We start from the raw sequence: 15185 nt of genomic DNA, 5'->3' as shown, positions 1-15185 counted from the left end.
CGCTGCGGCGGACAGATGCGCAGGAGTATATCACAGCACAGTGGCCCCGTGGCGGCCGGGCGGCGCACCACGGGGCTTTGGGTTATTTAATGCCGAGCTGTTCCTTGCCGAGCGGTGTCAGCAGATCGACAGTGGCGCGGCCGTTGAAATCCACTTCGAAATCGTCGGGTGCGAAATCCGGTGGCGTTTTACCGGCGATAAAACTGGGCAGTTGGCGTTGCAGATAGGCATCGTTTTTCTCGCAGCCCGGCGCGGCGGCGATGTACATCACGTTGCTATCGAACTCGCCGTTATGCTCGTTTTCCACCGCGTGAATCACATCACAGTGCCAGAACACCGTGTCGCCCGGTTCTAAATCGGGAATAGGGGAAATCCCACTGATTAAAAGGGGATGCCATTTTTCCGAGATTGACAGCGCGCGCCCTGGGGCGGCATCGCACAAATCGTCTTCGGCGACGTCATCTTGCAATGCACGCAACAGAACGTAGGCCATGGCGTTGGCTATCGGCACCAGATTCAGCGTGCCGGCATTGGTGCGTTGCGGCGTCAGCGCCGTCCAACCCTGGAAGGTGCGGAACATTGAGCAGACGGCCGGCGAAGCGATTTCGCGCACTTCGGTGCGGCCATCGGCGGCGAACGGATCGTAAGCTTGCCAGTCGCCGGAGAACACGTGGCGGTAGACATAGCGGAAATTTTCATCCAGCCAGCGTTCAATGGTGCCGCTGTCCACGTGCGGCGACAGGCCCAGAGAAGACGAGTTCGGCGGGCGACGGCGGGTGCGATCGGCATAGGTGGCGACCCGAGTCGGGTCAAAATGCTGTTTGCCGTTGCTTTCGGTTTCCCACAGGCTGTTGAGAAACACCTGTACGGCGTGCATGCGGGCGTCCTGACGGGCTTCCACCTGCGGTTTTGACCAGTAAATGCCGTAGATTTGCGGTTTGCCGGCAGCCAGTTTGCCGAAATAGTTGTCTTCGGCGGCATTTTTCAGGCGTTCGACAAAGTTGTTGCGCTCAAGATAGCTGCCGATTTCCCGGTTCCAGGCTTCGGCCTTGCTGCGGGGGAACACGCCGCGGATGGCGCAGGCGCCGCGCTGTTTGATCAAGGTTTTTTGCCGCTCGCTGACCCGCTGCTGCAAAATATCCTCCGCATCGATTTGTGGCACCGGGTTTTGGCCGGCGGCCAACTCCTGGCGGATTTGTTCGACCTGTTGGCGAATGTGGTCTTCCAGCGCCAGGAACACCTCGCGGTAGTTGGGCAGAGCCTGACGCAGTTGCTGTTTTACGGTTTTAATGGCGGTGGGGATATCGTCAATGAGTAATGAAGCCATGGTGTTCTCCTCACGCTGCCTGTGGGCAACGATGGACGGTTGTAGAGGACTGAGTAAGACGTTATGGTTTTGTTGTTTTGACGTTAACGATTATCTGGATTTAATAGAGGAAAATAAAGGGGTGTATTTCATTCGTAACCTCCTTGTTTTCGTTTTTCGGAGATTTGTGCAATGAAATTGGTCACTGAGCGTTTGACCCTGCAGTCGATAACCCCCGACGATTGGCCACTGTTTCTGCGTCTGTATCAGGACCCTGACGTGATTCGCTATATCGCCGACCCGCTGACTGAAGCGGAAATACGCACGCGCTTTGAGACGCGGTTGCCGGCCTGGGACAAGCATGGGGAACAATGGCTGTGTCTGGTGATGCGCGAAAAGGCGAGTGGCGAGGCGGTGGGCGTCACGGGTTTTCGGCCGATGTGGCTGCCTTGCCAACAGGCGGAAGTGGGATACGGCATTTTGCCGTCCGGACACGGCAAGGGCTATGGCAAGGAGTCGCTGCGGGCGGTGCTGGATTTTGGCTTCCATGCCTGCGGCTTCCACAAGCTGACGGCTACCGTCACCGCGGGCAATACCGCTTCGCGCCGGCTGCTGGAGTCGTGCGGTTTTCAGCTGGAAGGCACATTGCGCGATAATTTCCGCCTGGCAGGGCAGTGGCACGCGGACTGGATGTTCGGGCTGTTGGCGGCGGAGTTTCAGGCGGAAAAATAAAAATATCGCGGCGGGTATCGACAATCCCGTCGCCGCTGCGATATGTTCAATATCCGACCACAAGCTGGTCAGCGTCGCTCGGACGGTCCGGGCGCTAACGTCTCTTCGAGGAATCTATGGCTGATAACAGTCCACAACGCCGTTTTACGCGTATTGAACGTCTTCCCCCTTACGTATTCAACATCACCGCCGAACTGAAGATGGCTGCCCGCCGTCGCGGCGAGGATATTATCGATTTCAGCATGGGTAACCCGGACGGCCCGACGCCGCCGCACATTGTGGAAAAACTCTGTGCCGTTGCGCAGCGTGACGACACCCACGGCTACTCTACCTCGCGCGGCATCCCGCGTTTGCGCCGCGCCATTTCACGCTGGTACGCCGATCGCTACCAGGTGGAGATTGATCCCGAAAGCGAAGCCATTGTCACCATAGGTTCGAAAGAAGGGCTGGCGCACCTGATGCTGGCGACACTCGATCACGGCGACACCGTGCTGGTGCCGAACCCAAGCTATCCGATCCATATTTACGGTGCGGTGATTGCCGGCGCGCAGGTGCGTTCAGTGCCGCTGGTGGACGGCGTGGATTTCTTTGGTGAGCTGGAGCGCGCCATCCGTGAAACCATCCCGCGGCCGAAAATGATGATCCTCGGCTTCCCTTCGAACCCGACCGCCCAATGCGTTGAGTTGGATTTCTTCGAACGGGTGGTGGCGCTGGCCAAACAGTACAACGTGCTGGTGATCCACGATCTGGCCTATGCCGACATCGTGTATGACGGCTGGAAAGCGCCGTCGATTATGCAGGTGCCGGGCGCCAAGGACATCGCAGTGGAGTTTTTCACCCTGTCGAAAAGCTACAACATGGCGGGTTGGCGCATCGGCTTTATGGTCGGCAACCCTGAATTGGTCAGCGCGCTGGCGCGCATCAAGAGCTATCACGATTACGGCACCTTCACGCCGTTGCAGGTGGCGGCCATCGCCGCGCTGGAAGGCGACCAGCAGTGCGTGCGCGATATCGCAGAGCAGTATCGCCAGCGCCGCAATGTGTTGGTGAAAGGGCTGCACGAAGCCGGCTGGATGGTCGATAACCCGAAAGCGGCGATGTACGTATGGGCCAAAATACCTGAGCCTTATGCGCATCTCGGTTCGCTGGAATTCGCCAAACGCCTGTTGGCGGAAGCCAAGGTCTGCGTATCGCCGGGCATTGGTTTTGGCGACTACGGCGACACCCACGTGCGTTTCGCGCTGATAGAAAATCAGGACCGCATTCGTCAGGCGGTACGCGGTATTAAAGCCATGTTCCGTGCCGACGGGCTGATCAAACCGGCCAAGAGCACTGCCCCCGCCGCAAAATAATCGCTTCAGGCCGGCACATTCGCGCCGGCCTTTTTTCTCAACGCTAAGGTTTTCTTCATCATTTCCCCACTATGCTCGATTAATCTTTTTTCAATTAATCAGGAAGAGTGTATGGGCAACCGCTACGCGAGATCGCAAATTATTTTACACTGGCTGACGCTGCTGATGGTGATTCTGACCTATGCGGCAATGCTGTTGAAGGATTCGGTGCCGGAGGATATGGCACCACTGGTGAAAACTCTGCATTTTAACTTTGGCCTGGCGGTATTTTTGCTGATGTTTATCCGGTTGGGGCTGCGTCATCGTTATGCCACGCCGGCCACCACGCCACCGTTGGAAGAATGGCAGGAATGGGGCGCCAAGATTTTCCACGTGCTGCTCTACGTGCTGTTTCTGGCGTTGCCGGTGCTGGGAGTACTGACGCTGGCCTACGGGGGAAAGGAGTGGGTGTTGCTGGGCTGGCAGGCGCCGCAATTTATCACGCCGGACCCGGCGCTGCGCCGCATTATCAAAAGCACGCATGAAACGCTCGCCAATACCGGCTACTTTATCATCGGCGGTCACGCGCTGGCGGCGCTGTATCACCATTATCTGCGCAAGGATGACACCTTGCGCCGCATGATGCCGGGCAAATAACCGCATTCAGAAACAACAAAGGGGCGCTTCTGCGCCCCTTTATCTATGTTCCCGGTCATGCTGAGGGTTATGCAACCATCAGCATAAAGGTGCCAATCCACGCTACCAGCATGAACGAAACGCCCATAACAAAATATTTCATTGAACAACTCCCATCTGGAGTTTCTCGCAAGCCAATGATCCCGATTGTTGTGCTGAGTATTTTGTGGATAACCTGCGGTTTATTGGCGGGTTCTTCAATCAGGAAGAACAACGTCCTTGACCACGGGTTACCCGGTTGTCGTGCTTCAAAGTCCGTGAGGTAAAACATGAACCACGACAGGATCGGCGCTAATGTACTCCCAATGCCAGCCTGATTACAATACTGTGTTTTTGATCACACTTTTTGGCTATTTTTTACCCAGCCTTGACTGTTTTTAAACGATTTTTATTTCTGAAGATGATATTCAGTTTTACTGTAGCAGAGTGATATCCTGCGGCCGGTGATTCTGAAGAGAATGATTTAACATGTTGATATTGAAAAAAATATATCCAATTTTAGCGTTGGTTCTGTTATTTCCACCCTTACCGTCATTTGGCAGCAGTGCGTTATGGCGAGTGGTGAATAATCTATGTGTTTTTAATTATCAAAGGCTTGGCACCGCTTTCCCTTGTGAAAGAATTTATCTTGAAGACGGTCGAGCGAAAGGGTATGCGATAGTTCGCGATCCGGAAACTCGTTATCACTATTTGCTGGTGCCGACATTGAAATTGAAAGGTGTTGAAAGCCCTGAACTGCTATCACCTTCGTTGCCGGATTATTTTTCGCTTGCCTGGCAGAACCGTGATGTATTGGATAGTGTTAATGGCAAACCGCTACCGCGTAATGCATTTGCTTTGACGATTAATTCTCAGAGGGGGCGTACTCAAGGGCAGTTACACATTCATATCGCTTGTCTGAAGCCACATATTCGTCTCAGTATCGACAGGCAGCTTCCTCACATAGGTAACGATTGGACAGCGTTGCCTGAAAATCTGGTTGGGCAGCATTACGTAGGAAAACGCATCAGGCAGGACAATTTGGAGGGCGTTTATCCCTTTGTGCAAATTGGCCGCCAATTAGCCAAAAGCAGCGTTGAAATGAAAAACTTTGGTGTGGCGGTTGTGCCGGTGACGTTCGAGGATAAACAACAAGGTTTTGTTCTATTGGCAGATGAAGCCGGACGAGTAAAAAATAACACTGGGCATACAGAAAACATGCTTGATTTTACTTGTAAAGGCTTCGTTAACTAGCATTCCAAATGAACGTCGTGGTGGCCTGGAAAGGCCACCACGCTTAAAAAACTCTCGCTTTGTGGCATCAGTTCACGTACTGCGCCGTTTGAGCTTACTCAATGGCAGTAGTAATTCCGATAGCAATAACAGTCAAAAACAGCGCACAGGATAGCATCATGGCTATCCAAATCTCACGACGACTCCACTGCATTTTACGACCTTTGCTGATGTGATTATTGTCCAGTAACAATCACATCGGCCAGCGGCAGAAAAAGTTTAGTTTTATTTAATCCGACAGGATTGCGTTGTTGCCACCGTAGCGCACACCTCATATCCCAGCAGGTAAAGAGCCTGTTCCAGCGCTTCCACTTTTGAGGCATAGGCAACGTCCAGCAGACGATCCATTTGGCCGCCGTTAAAGCCCAGTTTGCGCGCCAGATCGGCTTTGGACGTGGCGCCGGCCAGCATGATGTTATGCAGCTCGAGCTTAAGTTTCACCAGCACCGGGACGTGGATCTCCAGGTCTTCCGGCTGGGTGCGGGATGGGGGCGGCACCGGGCGGCCTTCTTCCATTTCCGTGGCGATGGCGATCAGCAGGCTTTCCTGCGCTTCCAGTTCGATATCTTCACGTTTATAGCAGGCGGCCTGCTGTTCAGGAAAATCGCGAAAATGAATCTGCCAGGCGTCGCTTTCGTTATCAAAGGCGTAATGGGCGGGGTAGTGGCAAGACATGATATTTCCTGTATGGCGCGTGGATTATGCGGCATTGTGACCGCTTGGCCTGCAGATAGCCAGTACCGGGTTTCGCTAGCCGGCCTGCTCGGGCTTGCCTGCCCGGCGGGCAGAAGGCAGCACCAGTGCGCACAGGACGCCAATCAGGCTGATGACGATCAGCCAGCGTTCAACCGGGCCGGGGTGGTAGTTATTCACCACGCTGAGCGCATACAGCGCTAACGCCAGCGGCCAGCCGGGCGTGCCGACGTCATTGAGCCGGTATGCGGTGCGGGCGACAAACCACAGCGTCAGGCCGATCCAAAACAGCGACCACAGCATGATGCACAGTAGGTAGACGAATACCGAAAAAAACGCGGCGATGTCGCTGTGCGCGTAGGCGCGGAACAGGTTTTTATCCAGATAGGGGGACAGGAATGACAGCAATGTCAGGCCGGTGGCGAAAATAGCCAGGGAGAAAACATAGTTTTTACGCGTAATGCGGCGTTTAAAGACGTTTCTAGCGATCTGTCCGAGGGAGTCCAAAGTAACATTCCGTTGTAGCAAGTAGCTCTGGCCGGGTCGTCAGCCAAGGGGGGCGTATTTTAGTGGCATTCGACAGTGAGTCAATATGATAATTTTTCTCATTTAGTTAAGGTTTAGGCTCCTGCCTTCTTACCCTAAGTGGTTTAGGTTTTCTGGGTGACGTATCACGATTTCTGAATTTTTAGCTTCCCGTCCTGCCATGAGCGACATAATCCAGTTTGTTCGCGCCGGACAATGGATTAACATAACGCTTACTTATCACTGGCCTGGCTTATATGGATATCCGATGCGTCATTTAGTTGCTCTTCTCCCTCTGCTTACCTTACTTACAGCCTGTAGCAGCGGGCCGAAGCCTACCCCAGCAGCTCCTCAGGCTAACGCTGTAAAAGGCGGTTTCCTGCTGACGCCGGCGCATAGCGGCCAGCCGTTGGGCGGTGATTTTGCCAATAATCCAAACACTGCTCGCTTTATCGATAAAATGGTGAAGGAACACGGATTCGATCGTCAGCAATTGCATGACGTGCTGGCCCAGGCAAAACGGCTGGATTCGGTGCTGCGGTTGATGGATCGTCAGGCGCCGACCCCCAGCACTCAGGCGCCGTCCGTGCCGAACGGATCCTGGTTGCGCTATCGCAACAAGTTCATCACGCCGGATAACGTGCAAAACGGCGTGCAGTTCTGGAATCAGTATCAGGAAGCCCTGCAGCGCGCCCAGCAGGTATACGGCGTGCCGCCGGAGATCATTGTCGGCATTATCGGCGTTGAGACCCGCTGGGGCCGTGTGATGGGGAAAACCCGCATTATCGATGCCTTGTCCACGCTGGCCTTCGACTATCCGCGCCGCGCCGATTACTTTGCCGGCGAGCTGGAAACCTTCCTGTTGATGTCGCGCGCCGAAGGGGATGACCCGTTGGATCTGCGCGGCTCCTTTGCCGGTGCCATGGGCTACGGCCAGTTTATGCCTTCTTCGTTCAAGAGCTACGCGGTTGATTTCAACGGTGACGGCCATATCAACCTGTGGGATCCGGTGGATGCGATCGGCAGCGTCGCCAACTACTTTAAAGAACATGGCTGGATCAGCGGCGAGGCCGTGGCGGTACCGGCCAGCGGCCAGGCGCCGGGGCTGGATAACGGCTTTAAAACTCGCTACTCGCTTGACACCCTCGCGGCGGCCGGGCTGACCCCGCAAGGCTCGCTCGGCACTGAGCAGGAAGCCAGCCTGCTGCGGCTGGATATGGGCACCAGCTACCAATATTGGTACGGGTTGCCGAACTTCTACGCCATTACCCGTTACAACCACAGCACCCATTACGCCATGGCAGTGTGGCAGTTGGGCGAAGCGGTGGGGCGCTCGGCGCGCGGCGGGTTCTGATGCGCGGATAACAATGAAAAAGGCCGTGAAAACGGCCTTTTTTACGTCTATACCAATCAGAAATCGTAGCGCAAGCGCACCAACGTCATATCACCGAGGTTATCGGTACTTGAAGTCAGCACGTGTTCCACATCGACGCGGAAACCGTAATCAAACTGCACCGTAACGCCCAGGCCGTTATCGATACGCTGATAGTTGCGACCGCTCACATACTCCAGACGATCGCCCATAAAGTAAGGCATTACGGATTTCACCGCATATTGGCCCACCGGCACGGTGTAACCGGCCAGATACTCGATACCCCAGGCGTCGCCGGCGAAGTAGTTGTCAACGTCGGCTTTTTTGGTGGTCAGGAAGTTGTTGTACCAGCCGCCGCCAAAGGTCAGGGTCCAGCTGTCCGGCTTCCAGCTCAGCGCGGTGCCCACAATGTTCTGATCGTAGTCTTTCGAGCCGCTGGTCGAAGGGTTACGCATCTCGGCGCGAGTATAGTTCCACGCGGTGCCCCAGGTCAGATCCGGCGTCAGGTGGTAATCCACGCCCAGCGAACCGCCGCCTTTGCGCTTGTAGCGCAGGCCATTGCCCGGCAGATAGTCGTTATCGCTGAACAGGTAAGAGGCGTAAACGTCCGCATCGCCAAAGGTATTTTTGTACTTCAGCATTTTGCGCGAGCGGTAAGAGCCGTCGTAGTCGCCGTTGATGCCGTTGCCCGGTGCCTGGGCCAGCATGTCGTAATCCCAGATATCGGTTTTGGCGCCCACCACGTCGTAATACACGCTGTTTTGCTGGCCAAAGGTCAGTTGACCCCAGGTTTTGCTTTTCAGGCCGGTGTACAACATGCGGCGGCTGGTGTTATTGGCGCCGTCGGCATAGTGGTGATCCCAGTCGAACAGGGCAGGGATATTCACCCCCAGCTCGTAGTAGCTGATCCAACTGATGTCGTCGAACAGATAGTAGTCCGCGGCAAAGCGGAAACGGGTGCCGCCGTCGAAGCCGTTGCGTTTATAGGAGCCTTTATCGCCATCGCCGGTCATGTTGTTGAACTGCGGGCGGATGCTGCCGCCGACGGTAAAGTTGAGGCGGCTCAGCGGATCGCCCGCCTGAGGATCCTGCTTGAGAAGGGTGATTTCAGCCTGGGCAGCGAAAGAGGCGGTGCCCATCACCAGCCCTAAAGCGACCGCCTGAGTCAATGCGCGCAATGTGAAAGTCATGTGTTGTTATCCCTGTTATTGATTGCCAACATCACCGACGCATCGGCATCGGTGATTTGCTCAGGTTTTTTCTGAGCGTTTTCATTGTTTTTTGGCGTGGTTGAAGCGAAGCGCATATGTAACACGATGTGCGTCACAAAAAGTTACTTTTCTTGCTAATTATTTGATTGGGTATTAATCGTTGGCGGGAGAGGGCGGCGTAGCCTGACGCAGGGTCATGCTCAATGTAGTGGCTAAGCCATGACAACAATATTCGGATGAACTCAGCTAACACATAGCCTTATATTTTTCACTTGTCAGTGAATGGCAGATGCCGTGTAATTTAATCGACATGAGGGTCTTAAATAAGCCGACGGGTAGCGGAATTAATTTTGCCGATATCGGTTAGACGGATTGCATTAATAAGGAGTCTGGAGATGACTATGAAAGCTTTTTTGGCGTTATTTATTGGTTTGTTTTCATTGCCGCTGATGGCGGCAGAGTCGCACGTGTGTCAGTCTCAAGCTTATGATTATGCTAGTATTGGCAAGCTCAGACTGAGTGATGATACGGTATTTACCTGCCGTGATGTAGGCCGCGTCACTATTCCTGATTTGGCGAAGCGGGGTTGGAAGGTTATTCATGTAGCGCAACAAACTGAATATACCGGCGACACCGATAGCGATAATGAAGTGATTAAGATGTACCAGGAAATAGTGGTTTATAAAGAGTAGTCTTTTAGATATTCCTGCGATTTTATTCTCTATCACTGCGCTTATTCGCGGCGAGGGAACATTGTATTTTGAGCAGAACGGTTTGCGGGAGGCAAGATGATTTCCAGAAACAACATAGACAGCAAAGCGGCTACCGCCATGACGCTGATATGTGCCATATGGGGGCTGCAACAAGTCGCGATCAAGGCGGCCGAGCCGGATATCTCCGCCGTACTGCAAATCGCCGTCAGGTCAGGCGTAGCCGCTTTGGCGGTCTACCTTTTGGCGCGTTACAAAAGGGAAAGGTTCGTATTCGATCGCCCCACGCTGTTGGCCGGTTTGGGCGTTGGCTTATTGTTCGCGTTAGAGTTCTTTTTCGTCTCTGAAGGTTTACGTTATACCAGCGCGTCGCATATGGCGGTCTTCTTGTACACCGCTCCCTTATTCTCCGCCATAGGGCTGCATTTTTTTATCCGGCACGAGCGCTTGTCGGCCGTGCAGTGGGCCGGTATTACTCTGGCCTTTGCCGGCGTGGTGCTCGCCATCTCGGCGATGGGCGACAGCTCGGGCGGTGAGGCGCAGCTCCGTGGCGATATTTATGGCCTGTTGGCGGGCATGTCCTGGGGCGGCTCGACGATAGTCATTCGCACCACGCGCCTGGCGAACTGTTCGTCCAAACAGACGCTGTTGTTCCAGCTTACAGGGGCCTGCCTGCTGTTATCTTTGTTGGCGATGACGATGGAGAACCTTCATTTCAACCTGAGTTCTGTGGCCTGGACCAGCCTGATATTCCAAACGGTTATCGTCTCTTTTCTCAGCTATCTGATTTGGTTTTCTCTGCTGCGTGATTATCAGGCCTCTTCGTTGGGCATTCTGACCTTTATGACCCCCATTTTTGGCATTTTGGCCGGCGTGGTGATTTTGGGTGAGCCGCTGCAAATTGAATTTGTACTGGGTTCTGTACTGATCGTCTTCGGGCTTATTGTCGTAAGCTGTTCTTATTTATTTTATGTTAATAGAGGAGTTGCACCAAAAATATAATCCATGGATGTTAATGTTCATAACTACCAAATAAGCTGTGAAAACCAATTCACCCTCACCGTACAAATATCCAGGTATGCCTGGGGGTATCCTTTGATAACGCTCTACGATAATGGTGATTTTTCCGTGGTGAAAAGCACCAAATGGATGCGGTTATCCAACCAGATGCCGGTTGAAGTTATCACCTTTGCTAATAACTATGCTGTGGCCTGGGATAATAGCCGCAAGCATATTTATTATTCAAAGGCCGGAAGGTTATATAACTGCGCGCTGGATTTCTCTTATCCCCCAAAGAAATGGCGCTGATTTTAAGAAAACCTGCCAATGCCTCCGGCCATCAGGCCAGAGGCGCTATCTTCATCAACCACTCTTTGAAAGCGAGGATCTTCGGCCACTGGCGTTCGGAGATGGTCGACATAAAATAGCAGTGTTCGCAAGGCAAGATCATGTTGCTGAACGGGATAATCAGTTCGCCGCTTTTGATCCAGTCTTGCACCAGATTTAGCCGCCCCATGGCGACGCCGAGGTGTTTGGTCGCCGCCAGCACGGCCAGATCCGAGCGATCGAACTCCATGCTTTTGCTTTCTGTATCCAGCGCTAAATCAAAATGTTGCGACCAGGTCAACCATTCGTCTTCGCCGGAGTTGTACCTGTCATGCAGCAGCGTGCAGCCTGCCAGGTTTTCCGGTGCGCCGTAGAGGTTATGTACCTTGGCGTACTGCGGAGTACAGATCGGGACTATAGATTCCTGCATAAAAGCTTCGTCTATTTGTTTCCCGGACGGCAGCTTGCCAAAGTACATGGCCAAATCAACCCCCCGATTGGCCAGGCTGATGATCTCCTGCCCGGTGACTATGCTCAAATGAATGGTGGGGTGTTGGGCAATAAAATCGCCGATCCGCGGTATTAGCAAGCACTGCACGATGGAAGGGTGCGAATAAATAGTCAGGTTGCCCGTCAACTCACGGTTTTTAATATCAAGAATTTCCTGATTCAGCGTATCGAAAGAGCGGCTTAATGCCCATTGCATGCGCTCGCCTTCCGGTGTCAGCGTAATTCTGCGATGGAAGCGTTGAAATAAAAGAAAACCCAACTCTTTTTCCAACAGATTAATTCTGTGGCTCACTGCGCTGGGTGTAATAGACAGTTCTTCCGCCGCCAGTGAAAAGGATAAGTTGCGGGCGACGCATTCAAAAGTATGCAGGCGTGAAAATTGATAGCTGGTCAGCGGACTTGCGCGTTGAAAGTATTTTTTGTCGGGGAACATGTCATGCCTCCATGCTTATAATTAAACAATTTTAGCATTTAATTTAACGGGGCTGAAACGCGATTTCTCTTATTTACAAATAACGGCTGAGATTAATGACGTTATCTGGCTGACCGAGCGGGTCATTAGGCTGGGGTTCAGGATTCGCTATTAAATATGGGCCAGGTGTCTTGCTGAGTATCGAGGGAAGGGGGCGCTGTCGTAAAGGTGTTTTTTGTGTGGTGATGGTGTCCCGGACTGGAATCGAACCTTTCATTATATATATGTAATAAAAAGAATTTTTTGTTTTATTGAATTTTGTACCCGTTATTGTACCCGGCTGGTGCATTAGGCGTTTTTTTGACCAATGCACTATGAAGCCTTTCAACATTTATAGAGCTGTATCGTTGGCTTGAAGTGAGGCAACCATCGTAGTTGGAGTCTCATCACTAAAATTTGCAATTTCAATTGCATCTCTCTCGAGCTTCAGTTTATCCAGCATGAACCGATTTATAAGGTCGAAATTGTCAAAGATTGTATACCAGTTTTTGACATAGCGTTTCATGCGGTGGTCATCAGCGACTAATCCCATGTCACCTTTTTGGATATGTGCATTCATACGACTTTCTATTTCAAAGCTGTCCTTTGATATTTTTCTGCCAATTAATATAAGTTCAAAATGAAGGTTTTGACTACTAAACCCAGGGTGACGTTGTATAATCGCTGCATAATCATCTAGTTGCCTTAAGTGTTTGACGTTCAAAGAAATACTCGGTCTTTTTATTTCAATGATTATGCATTTGAAAAAAGGCTTTCCATTGGAGTCAAGAGCGGGGAGTTTCCTTGCTAGAAACAGATCGGTTTGTCTTTTGGCCCCTTCTAATTCACTAGCATCTTCAGTATCATGATGGTCCATTTCATCTATATCTTTCACATTATTTCTAAGTTCTTTAGCAATCTTTGTGAAAGTGTCTTCTTCAGCTCCTAAAGTTTCATAACGCTCGCCGAAAAGCCAAGTGTTGTTTTCAATTATTTTTTGGAGGTCAGGGGTTTCTTTTATTTCTTTATAATGGACGTCCATTAAATAGTGGAGTTTGTCTACTACTAAACGCCTTTTTTGTAATTCTTCAATTGCACTAATGATGTTGTCAAGCTTTGTTAGTCTCAATTGGTCTGAAAATTTCGTTAGTCCTTCTTTACTTAAGTCGAGAACACTTTCCAAAACATCAAATAAATCTTCGTTATTATTGGAACCAGATAACTTATCCAATAGCCTCACGAAAATTTTCCTCTGCTTCGCATTCAGGCTGTCCAATAGTCCGGGGTCTGCAATGTATATGTCCCTTACAATTGACTTGATATTATTGAGCTTCCATTCTGCATATTTTTCATCACCGTATTCACTATAGCTAGGAAATACCCCTTCTTGCTCATACCTCTCTATGGTTTCCTCTAATTTCTTTTTAAGAAAGTCGTCATAAATATCTCTTGCTATACTCCAAATGAATTTTATTACTTCTTTCCACGTGGATGATGTAGGATTGCTTTTAGCTGATGAAAATATATCGTCACCTTTATTGCTAAAGGTATCAGCCCAATCAGATGTTACAAATATTGATAAGTAAAAATCTTTCTTTTTGTTAAATTTACTGGGTACCTCATACATTTTCTTTCCCTGAGAGTTTATAAGGTACACATTGGACCTTTCTTTTGCAGGTTTTTCACTCCACCTTAGCGCTTTAACCGCAAATGATGAACCATCAACATCTCTATCAAACGAATGTGAATCATGTTCAGGTGCGGAAATTATCTCACCATTATATGAGAGTGTAAGTTGTTCGTTTAATGCTAAGTGGCAGCAAAACTCATTCTGTAAACGTCTTATTATCTCATTATCAGTTGGTAATTCATTGTGAAAATGATTTAAAACGACACATGTCCCACTACGGTTTGTCATTAGTAATGGATGTTGGTCTTGATTGTTTATATCAATAAATGCTTGGTATGCTTTTATAGAGTTGCTTTCAATTTCTATTTTTGCATTGATGTTTTTATGTTTTGTAAACCAAATTGCTTGGTGGCTTAGTTTGTGGAAAGCTAATCGTCCTCTACCTTGCGAACCGTGTTGTTCGATACTGTCTTTTTTTAATGAGTCATCGAATCGATTGAAGTTAGAGTCAAAATCGTTAATGTCGATTCCATCACCATCATCCAGAACATACAAAGACGACATTCCACCTAATTCTGTTCTTTGTAATTCTATTGTTACATTTTTAGCTCTGGCGTCAAAACCATTCCATGCTAGTTCAATAATCGATTGAAACGGCTCGTGATTTTTAAATCTCTTTTTTATACCAACATCATTAATGTTGGTCTCTCCACTGATTATGCGCATGAGTGAGTCCTTCTTCTCGCAGCTTTTTCGCTAAAATGTAACCATGTTGCACACTGATGATTTATAAGATCAACACTATAGCGTTTTTATCCGTGCGCGCAATGCTATCCGCGCCACGCCTGCCCGCTTCGCAGGTCGCTTTTAATGCACCTGCACGACCTCGCGGAGGCCGCGTCAGCACTGGCGCTTGAGGGAATTAAAATTGTGCAAACTAGCGTGCAAAACCATGCATCTGCATGCGCAGAAAATTATCGGTATTTAATCTGTTTTAGACGAAAGTTTTAACAGTAAATTGCCGGGTTTTTGAGGATATCTTGGGTACGTGTGACGTTTTCCCATACCTTATGCTCTGGCGTATTGGTGAATGGTAAGGTAATGCAAACCTTGATGAGCGGCATCACACCAGATCAACGGGCTGAAACCATTGGGTGGCTTAAAGCGGTTCAGGAGAAAGTAATACAAGAGGCAAAGGCCAGGGGGCCCGATCCCACAAAGCGATCGTTACGCGGAGTGGGCACACCAATTACGTGGCGGGTCAATAATGCCATTACAGGCCAAGGTGTCGGAGGCATGAAGAGCGCTTGGTTTACTACCTTTTTCAGTTGGACTATTTTCTGCAATACCCACAAAGCCGCGCCCTGCGTGGCTTTTGTGTTTTCTTTCTGTGTGCCGCTGGTTTTGTAAGCATCCCTGC

At 50.7% G+C, this 15185-nt stretch carries 16 protein-coding genes; 9 read left to right on the top strand and 7 right to left on the bottom strand.

The window, feature by feature from the left end; genetic code table 11:
• Nucleotides 1-82: 82 nt before the first annotated feature.
• The gene (locus SPL01S_RS16715) at nt 83-1327 is read right to left on the bottom strand and encodes a DUF1479 domain-containing protein (RefSeq protein WP_062868159.1); all 1245 of its coding nucleotides are present in this window, start codon (nt 1325-1327) and stop codon (nt 83-85) included.
• Nucleotides 1328-1498: 171 nt separating this feature from the next.
• On the opposite strand from SPL01S_RS16715, the gene SPL01S_RS16710 reads away from it, so the two are divergent.
• From SPL01S_RS16710 to SPL01S_RS16700, 3 genes are all read left to right on the top strand, one after another.
• A complete protein-coding gene (locus SPL01S_RS16710; RefSeq protein WP_063201342.1) occupies nt 1499-2038 on the top strand; it encodes a GNAT family N-acetyltransferase in 540 nt (179 codons plus the stop codon).
• Between the two features lie 116 nt (nt 2039-2154).
• The gene (gene alaC, locus SPL01S_RS16705; protein WP_062868157.1) at nt 2155-3390 is read left to right on the top strand and encodes an alanine transaminase; all 1236 of its coding nucleotides are present in this window, start codon (nt 2155-2157) and stop codon (nt 3388-3390) included.
• 111 nt (nt 3391-3501) lie between these two features.
• Complete coding sequence (locus tag SPL01S_RS16700) at nt 3502-4026, top strand: cytochrome b (RefSeq protein WP_063201338.1); 525 nt, start codon at nt 3502-3504, stop codon at nt 4024-4026.
• Nucleotides 4027-4093: 67 nt separating this feature from the next.
• Here SPL01S_RS16700 and ypdK read toward each other — a convergent pair whose 3' ends face one another.
• Nucleotides 4094-4168, bottom strand: coding sequence for a membrane protein YpdK (gene ypdK, locus SPL01S_RS25315; protein WP_086012885.1), 75 nt, complete (start codon nt 4166-4168; stop codon nt 4094-4096).
• Between the two features lie 365 nt (nt 4169-4533).
• Here ypdK and SPL01S_RS16690 point away from each other — a divergent pair, with 365 nt between their 5' ends.
• On the top strand, nt 4534-5298 hold the full coding sequence (locus SPL01S_RS16690; RefSeq protein ID WP_006327003.1) for a CDP-diacylglycerol diphosphatase: 765 nt from the start codon (nt 4534-4536) through the stop codon (nt 5296-5298).
• Between the two features lie 264 nt (nt 5299-5562).
• Here SPL01S_RS16690 and SPL01S_RS16685 read toward each other — a convergent pair whose 3' ends face one another.
• Nucleotides 5563-6012, bottom strand: a complete 450-nt coding sequence (locus SPL01S_RS16685) for a type II toxin-antitoxin system HicB family antitoxin (RefSeq protein ID WP_020439517.1) — start codon at nt 6010-6012, stop codon at nt 5563-5565.
• Between the two features lie 75 nt (nt 6013-6087).
• A complete protein-coding gene (locus tag SPL01S_RS16680; RefSeq protein WP_062792047.1) occupies nt 6088-6537 on the bottom strand; it encodes a DUF805 domain-containing protein in 450 nt (149 codons plus the stop codon).
• Nucleotides 6538-6823: 286 nt separating this feature from the next.
• On the opposite strand from SPL01S_RS16680, the gene mltB reads away from it, so the two are divergent.
• Nucleotides 6824-7909, top strand: coding sequence for a lytic murein transglycosylase B (gene mltB, locus SPL01S_RS16675; protein ID WP_063201335.1), 1086 nt, complete (start codon nt 6824-6826; stop codon nt 7907-7909).
• A 56-nt stretch (nt 7910-7965) separates the two neighbouring features.
• Here the strand turns inward: mltB and SPL01S_RS16670 are convergent, their stop codons facing one another.
• Complete coding sequence (locus SPL01S_RS16670; RefSeq protein WP_062868153.1) at nt 7966-9117, bottom strand: porin; 1152 nt, start codon at nt 9115-9117, stop codon at nt 7966-7968.
• Between the two features lie 422 nt (nt 9118-9539).
• Here SPL01S_RS16670 and SPL01S_RS16665 point away from each other — a divergent pair, with 422 nt between their 5' ends.
• The 3 genes from SPL01S_RS16665 (at nt 9540) to SPL01S_RS25575 (ending at nt 11156) form a co-directional block, all read left to right on the top strand.
• Entirely contained in the window at nt 9540-9830 is a 291-nt protein-coding gene (locus SPL01S_RS16665; RefSeq protein ID WP_062869705.1) for a hypothetical protein, read from the top strand.
• Between the two features lie 96 nt (nt 9831-9926).
• Nucleotides 9927-10850 carry a DMT family transporter gene (locus SPL01S_RS16660; RefSeq protein WP_063201332.1) on the top strand — a complete coding sequence of 308 codons (924 nt, stop codon included), beginning with the start codon at nt 9927-9929 and terminating at the stop codon, nt 10848-10850.
• 3 nt (nt 10851-10853) lie between these two features.
• Nucleotides 10854-11156 (top strand): hypothetical protein, encoded by a 303-nt coding sequence (locus SPL01S_RS25575; RefSeq protein ID WP_063201331.1) that lies wholly within the window; start codon nt 10854-10856, stop codon nt 11154-11156.
• Nucleotides 11157-11187: 31 nt separating this feature from the next.
• On the opposite strand, the gene dsdC is transcribed toward SPL01S_RS25575, so the two are convergent.
• Nucleotides 11188-12117, bottom strand: a complete 930-nt coding sequence (gene dsdC, locus SPL01S_RS16650) for a DNA-binding transcriptional regulator DsdC (RefSeq protein ID WP_063201328.1) — start codon at nt 12115-12117, stop codon at nt 11188-11190.
• Nucleotides 12118-12487: 370 nt separating this feature from the next.
• The gene (locus SPL01S_RS16645) at nt 12488-14491 is read right to left on the bottom strand and encodes an ATP-binding protein (protein WP_063201326.1); all 2004 of its coding nucleotides are present in this window, start codon (nt 14489-14491) and stop codon (nt 12488-12490) included.
• Nucleotides 14492-14866: 375 nt separating this feature from the next.
• Here SPL01S_RS16645 and SPL01S_RS16640 point away from each other — a divergent pair, with 375 nt between their 5' ends.
• Nucleotides 14867-15175 (top strand): hypothetical protein, encoded by a 309-nt coding sequence (locus SPL01S_RS16640; protein WP_063201324.1) that lies wholly within the window; start codon nt 14867-14869, stop codon nt 15173-15175.
• Nucleotides 15176-15185 lie beyond the last annotated feature (10 nt).

Source organism: Serratia plymuthica NBRC 102599 (assembly GCF_001590925.1).
Lineage (GTDB): Bacteria > Pseudomonadota > Gammaproteobacteria > Enterobacterales > Enterobacteriaceae > Serratia > Serratia plymuthica.
The sequence above is the reverse complement of the archived record's forward strand: the minus strand, read 5'-3'. Positions and strand labels throughout refer to the sequence as shown.

Bases quoted from the DNA above. Each gene is read 5' to 3' on its own strand.
- SPL01S_RS16715 (WP_062868159.1), bottom strand. From the start codon at position 1,327: ATGGCTTCATTACTCATTGACGATATCCCCACCGCCATTAAAACCGTA.
- SPL01S_RS16710 (WP_063201342.1), top strand. From the start codon at position 1,499: ATGAAATTGGTCACTGAGCGTTTGACCCTGCAGTCGATAACCCCCGAC.
- alaC (WP_062868157.1), top strand. From the start codon at position 2,155: ATGGCTGATAACAGTCCACAACGCCGTTTTACGCGTATTGAACGTCTT.
- SPL01S_RS16700 (WP_063201338.1), top strand. From the start codon at position 3,502: ATGGGCAACCGCTACGCGAGATCGCAAATTATTTTACACTGGCTGACG.
- SPL01S_RS16690 (WP_006327003.1), top strand. From the start codon at position 4,534: ATGTTGATATTGAAAAAAATATATCCAATTTTAGCGTTGGTTCTGTTA.
- SPL01S_RS16685 (WP_020439517.1), bottom strand. From the start codon at position 6,012: ATGTCTTGCCACTACCCCGCCCATTACGCCTTTGATAACGAAAGCGAC.
- mltB (WP_063201335.1), top strand. From the start codon at position 6,824: ATGCGTCATTTAGTTGCTCTTCTCCCTCTGCTTACCTTACTTACAGCC.
- SPL01S_RS16670 (WP_062868153.1), bottom strand. From the start codon at position 9,117: ATGACTTTCACATTGCGCGCATTGACTCAGGCGGTCGCTTTAGGGCTG.
- SPL01S_RS16665 (WP_062869705.1), top strand. From the start codon at position 9,540: ATGAAAGCTTTTTTGGCGTTATTTATTGGTTTGTTTTCATTGCCGCTG.
- SPL01S_RS16660 (WP_063201332.1), top strand. From the start codon at position 9,927: ATGATTTCCAGAAACAACATAGACAGCAAAGCGGCTACCGCCATGACG.
- SPL01S_RS25575 (WP_063201331.1), top strand. From the start codon at position 10,854: ATGGATGTTAATGTTCATAACTACCAAATAAGCTGTGAAAACCAATTC.
- dsdC (WP_063201328.1), bottom strand. From the start codon at position 12,117: ATGTTCCCCGACAAAAAATACTTTCAACGCGCAAGTCCGCTGACCAGC.
- SPL01S_RS16645 (WP_063201326.1), bottom strand. From the start codon at position 14,491: ATGCGCATAATCAGTGGAGAGACCAACATTAATGATGTTGGTATAAAA.
- SPL01S_RS16640 (WP_063201324.1), top strand. From the start codon at position 14,867: ATGCAAACCTTGATGAGCGGCATCACACCAGATCAACGGGCTGAAACC.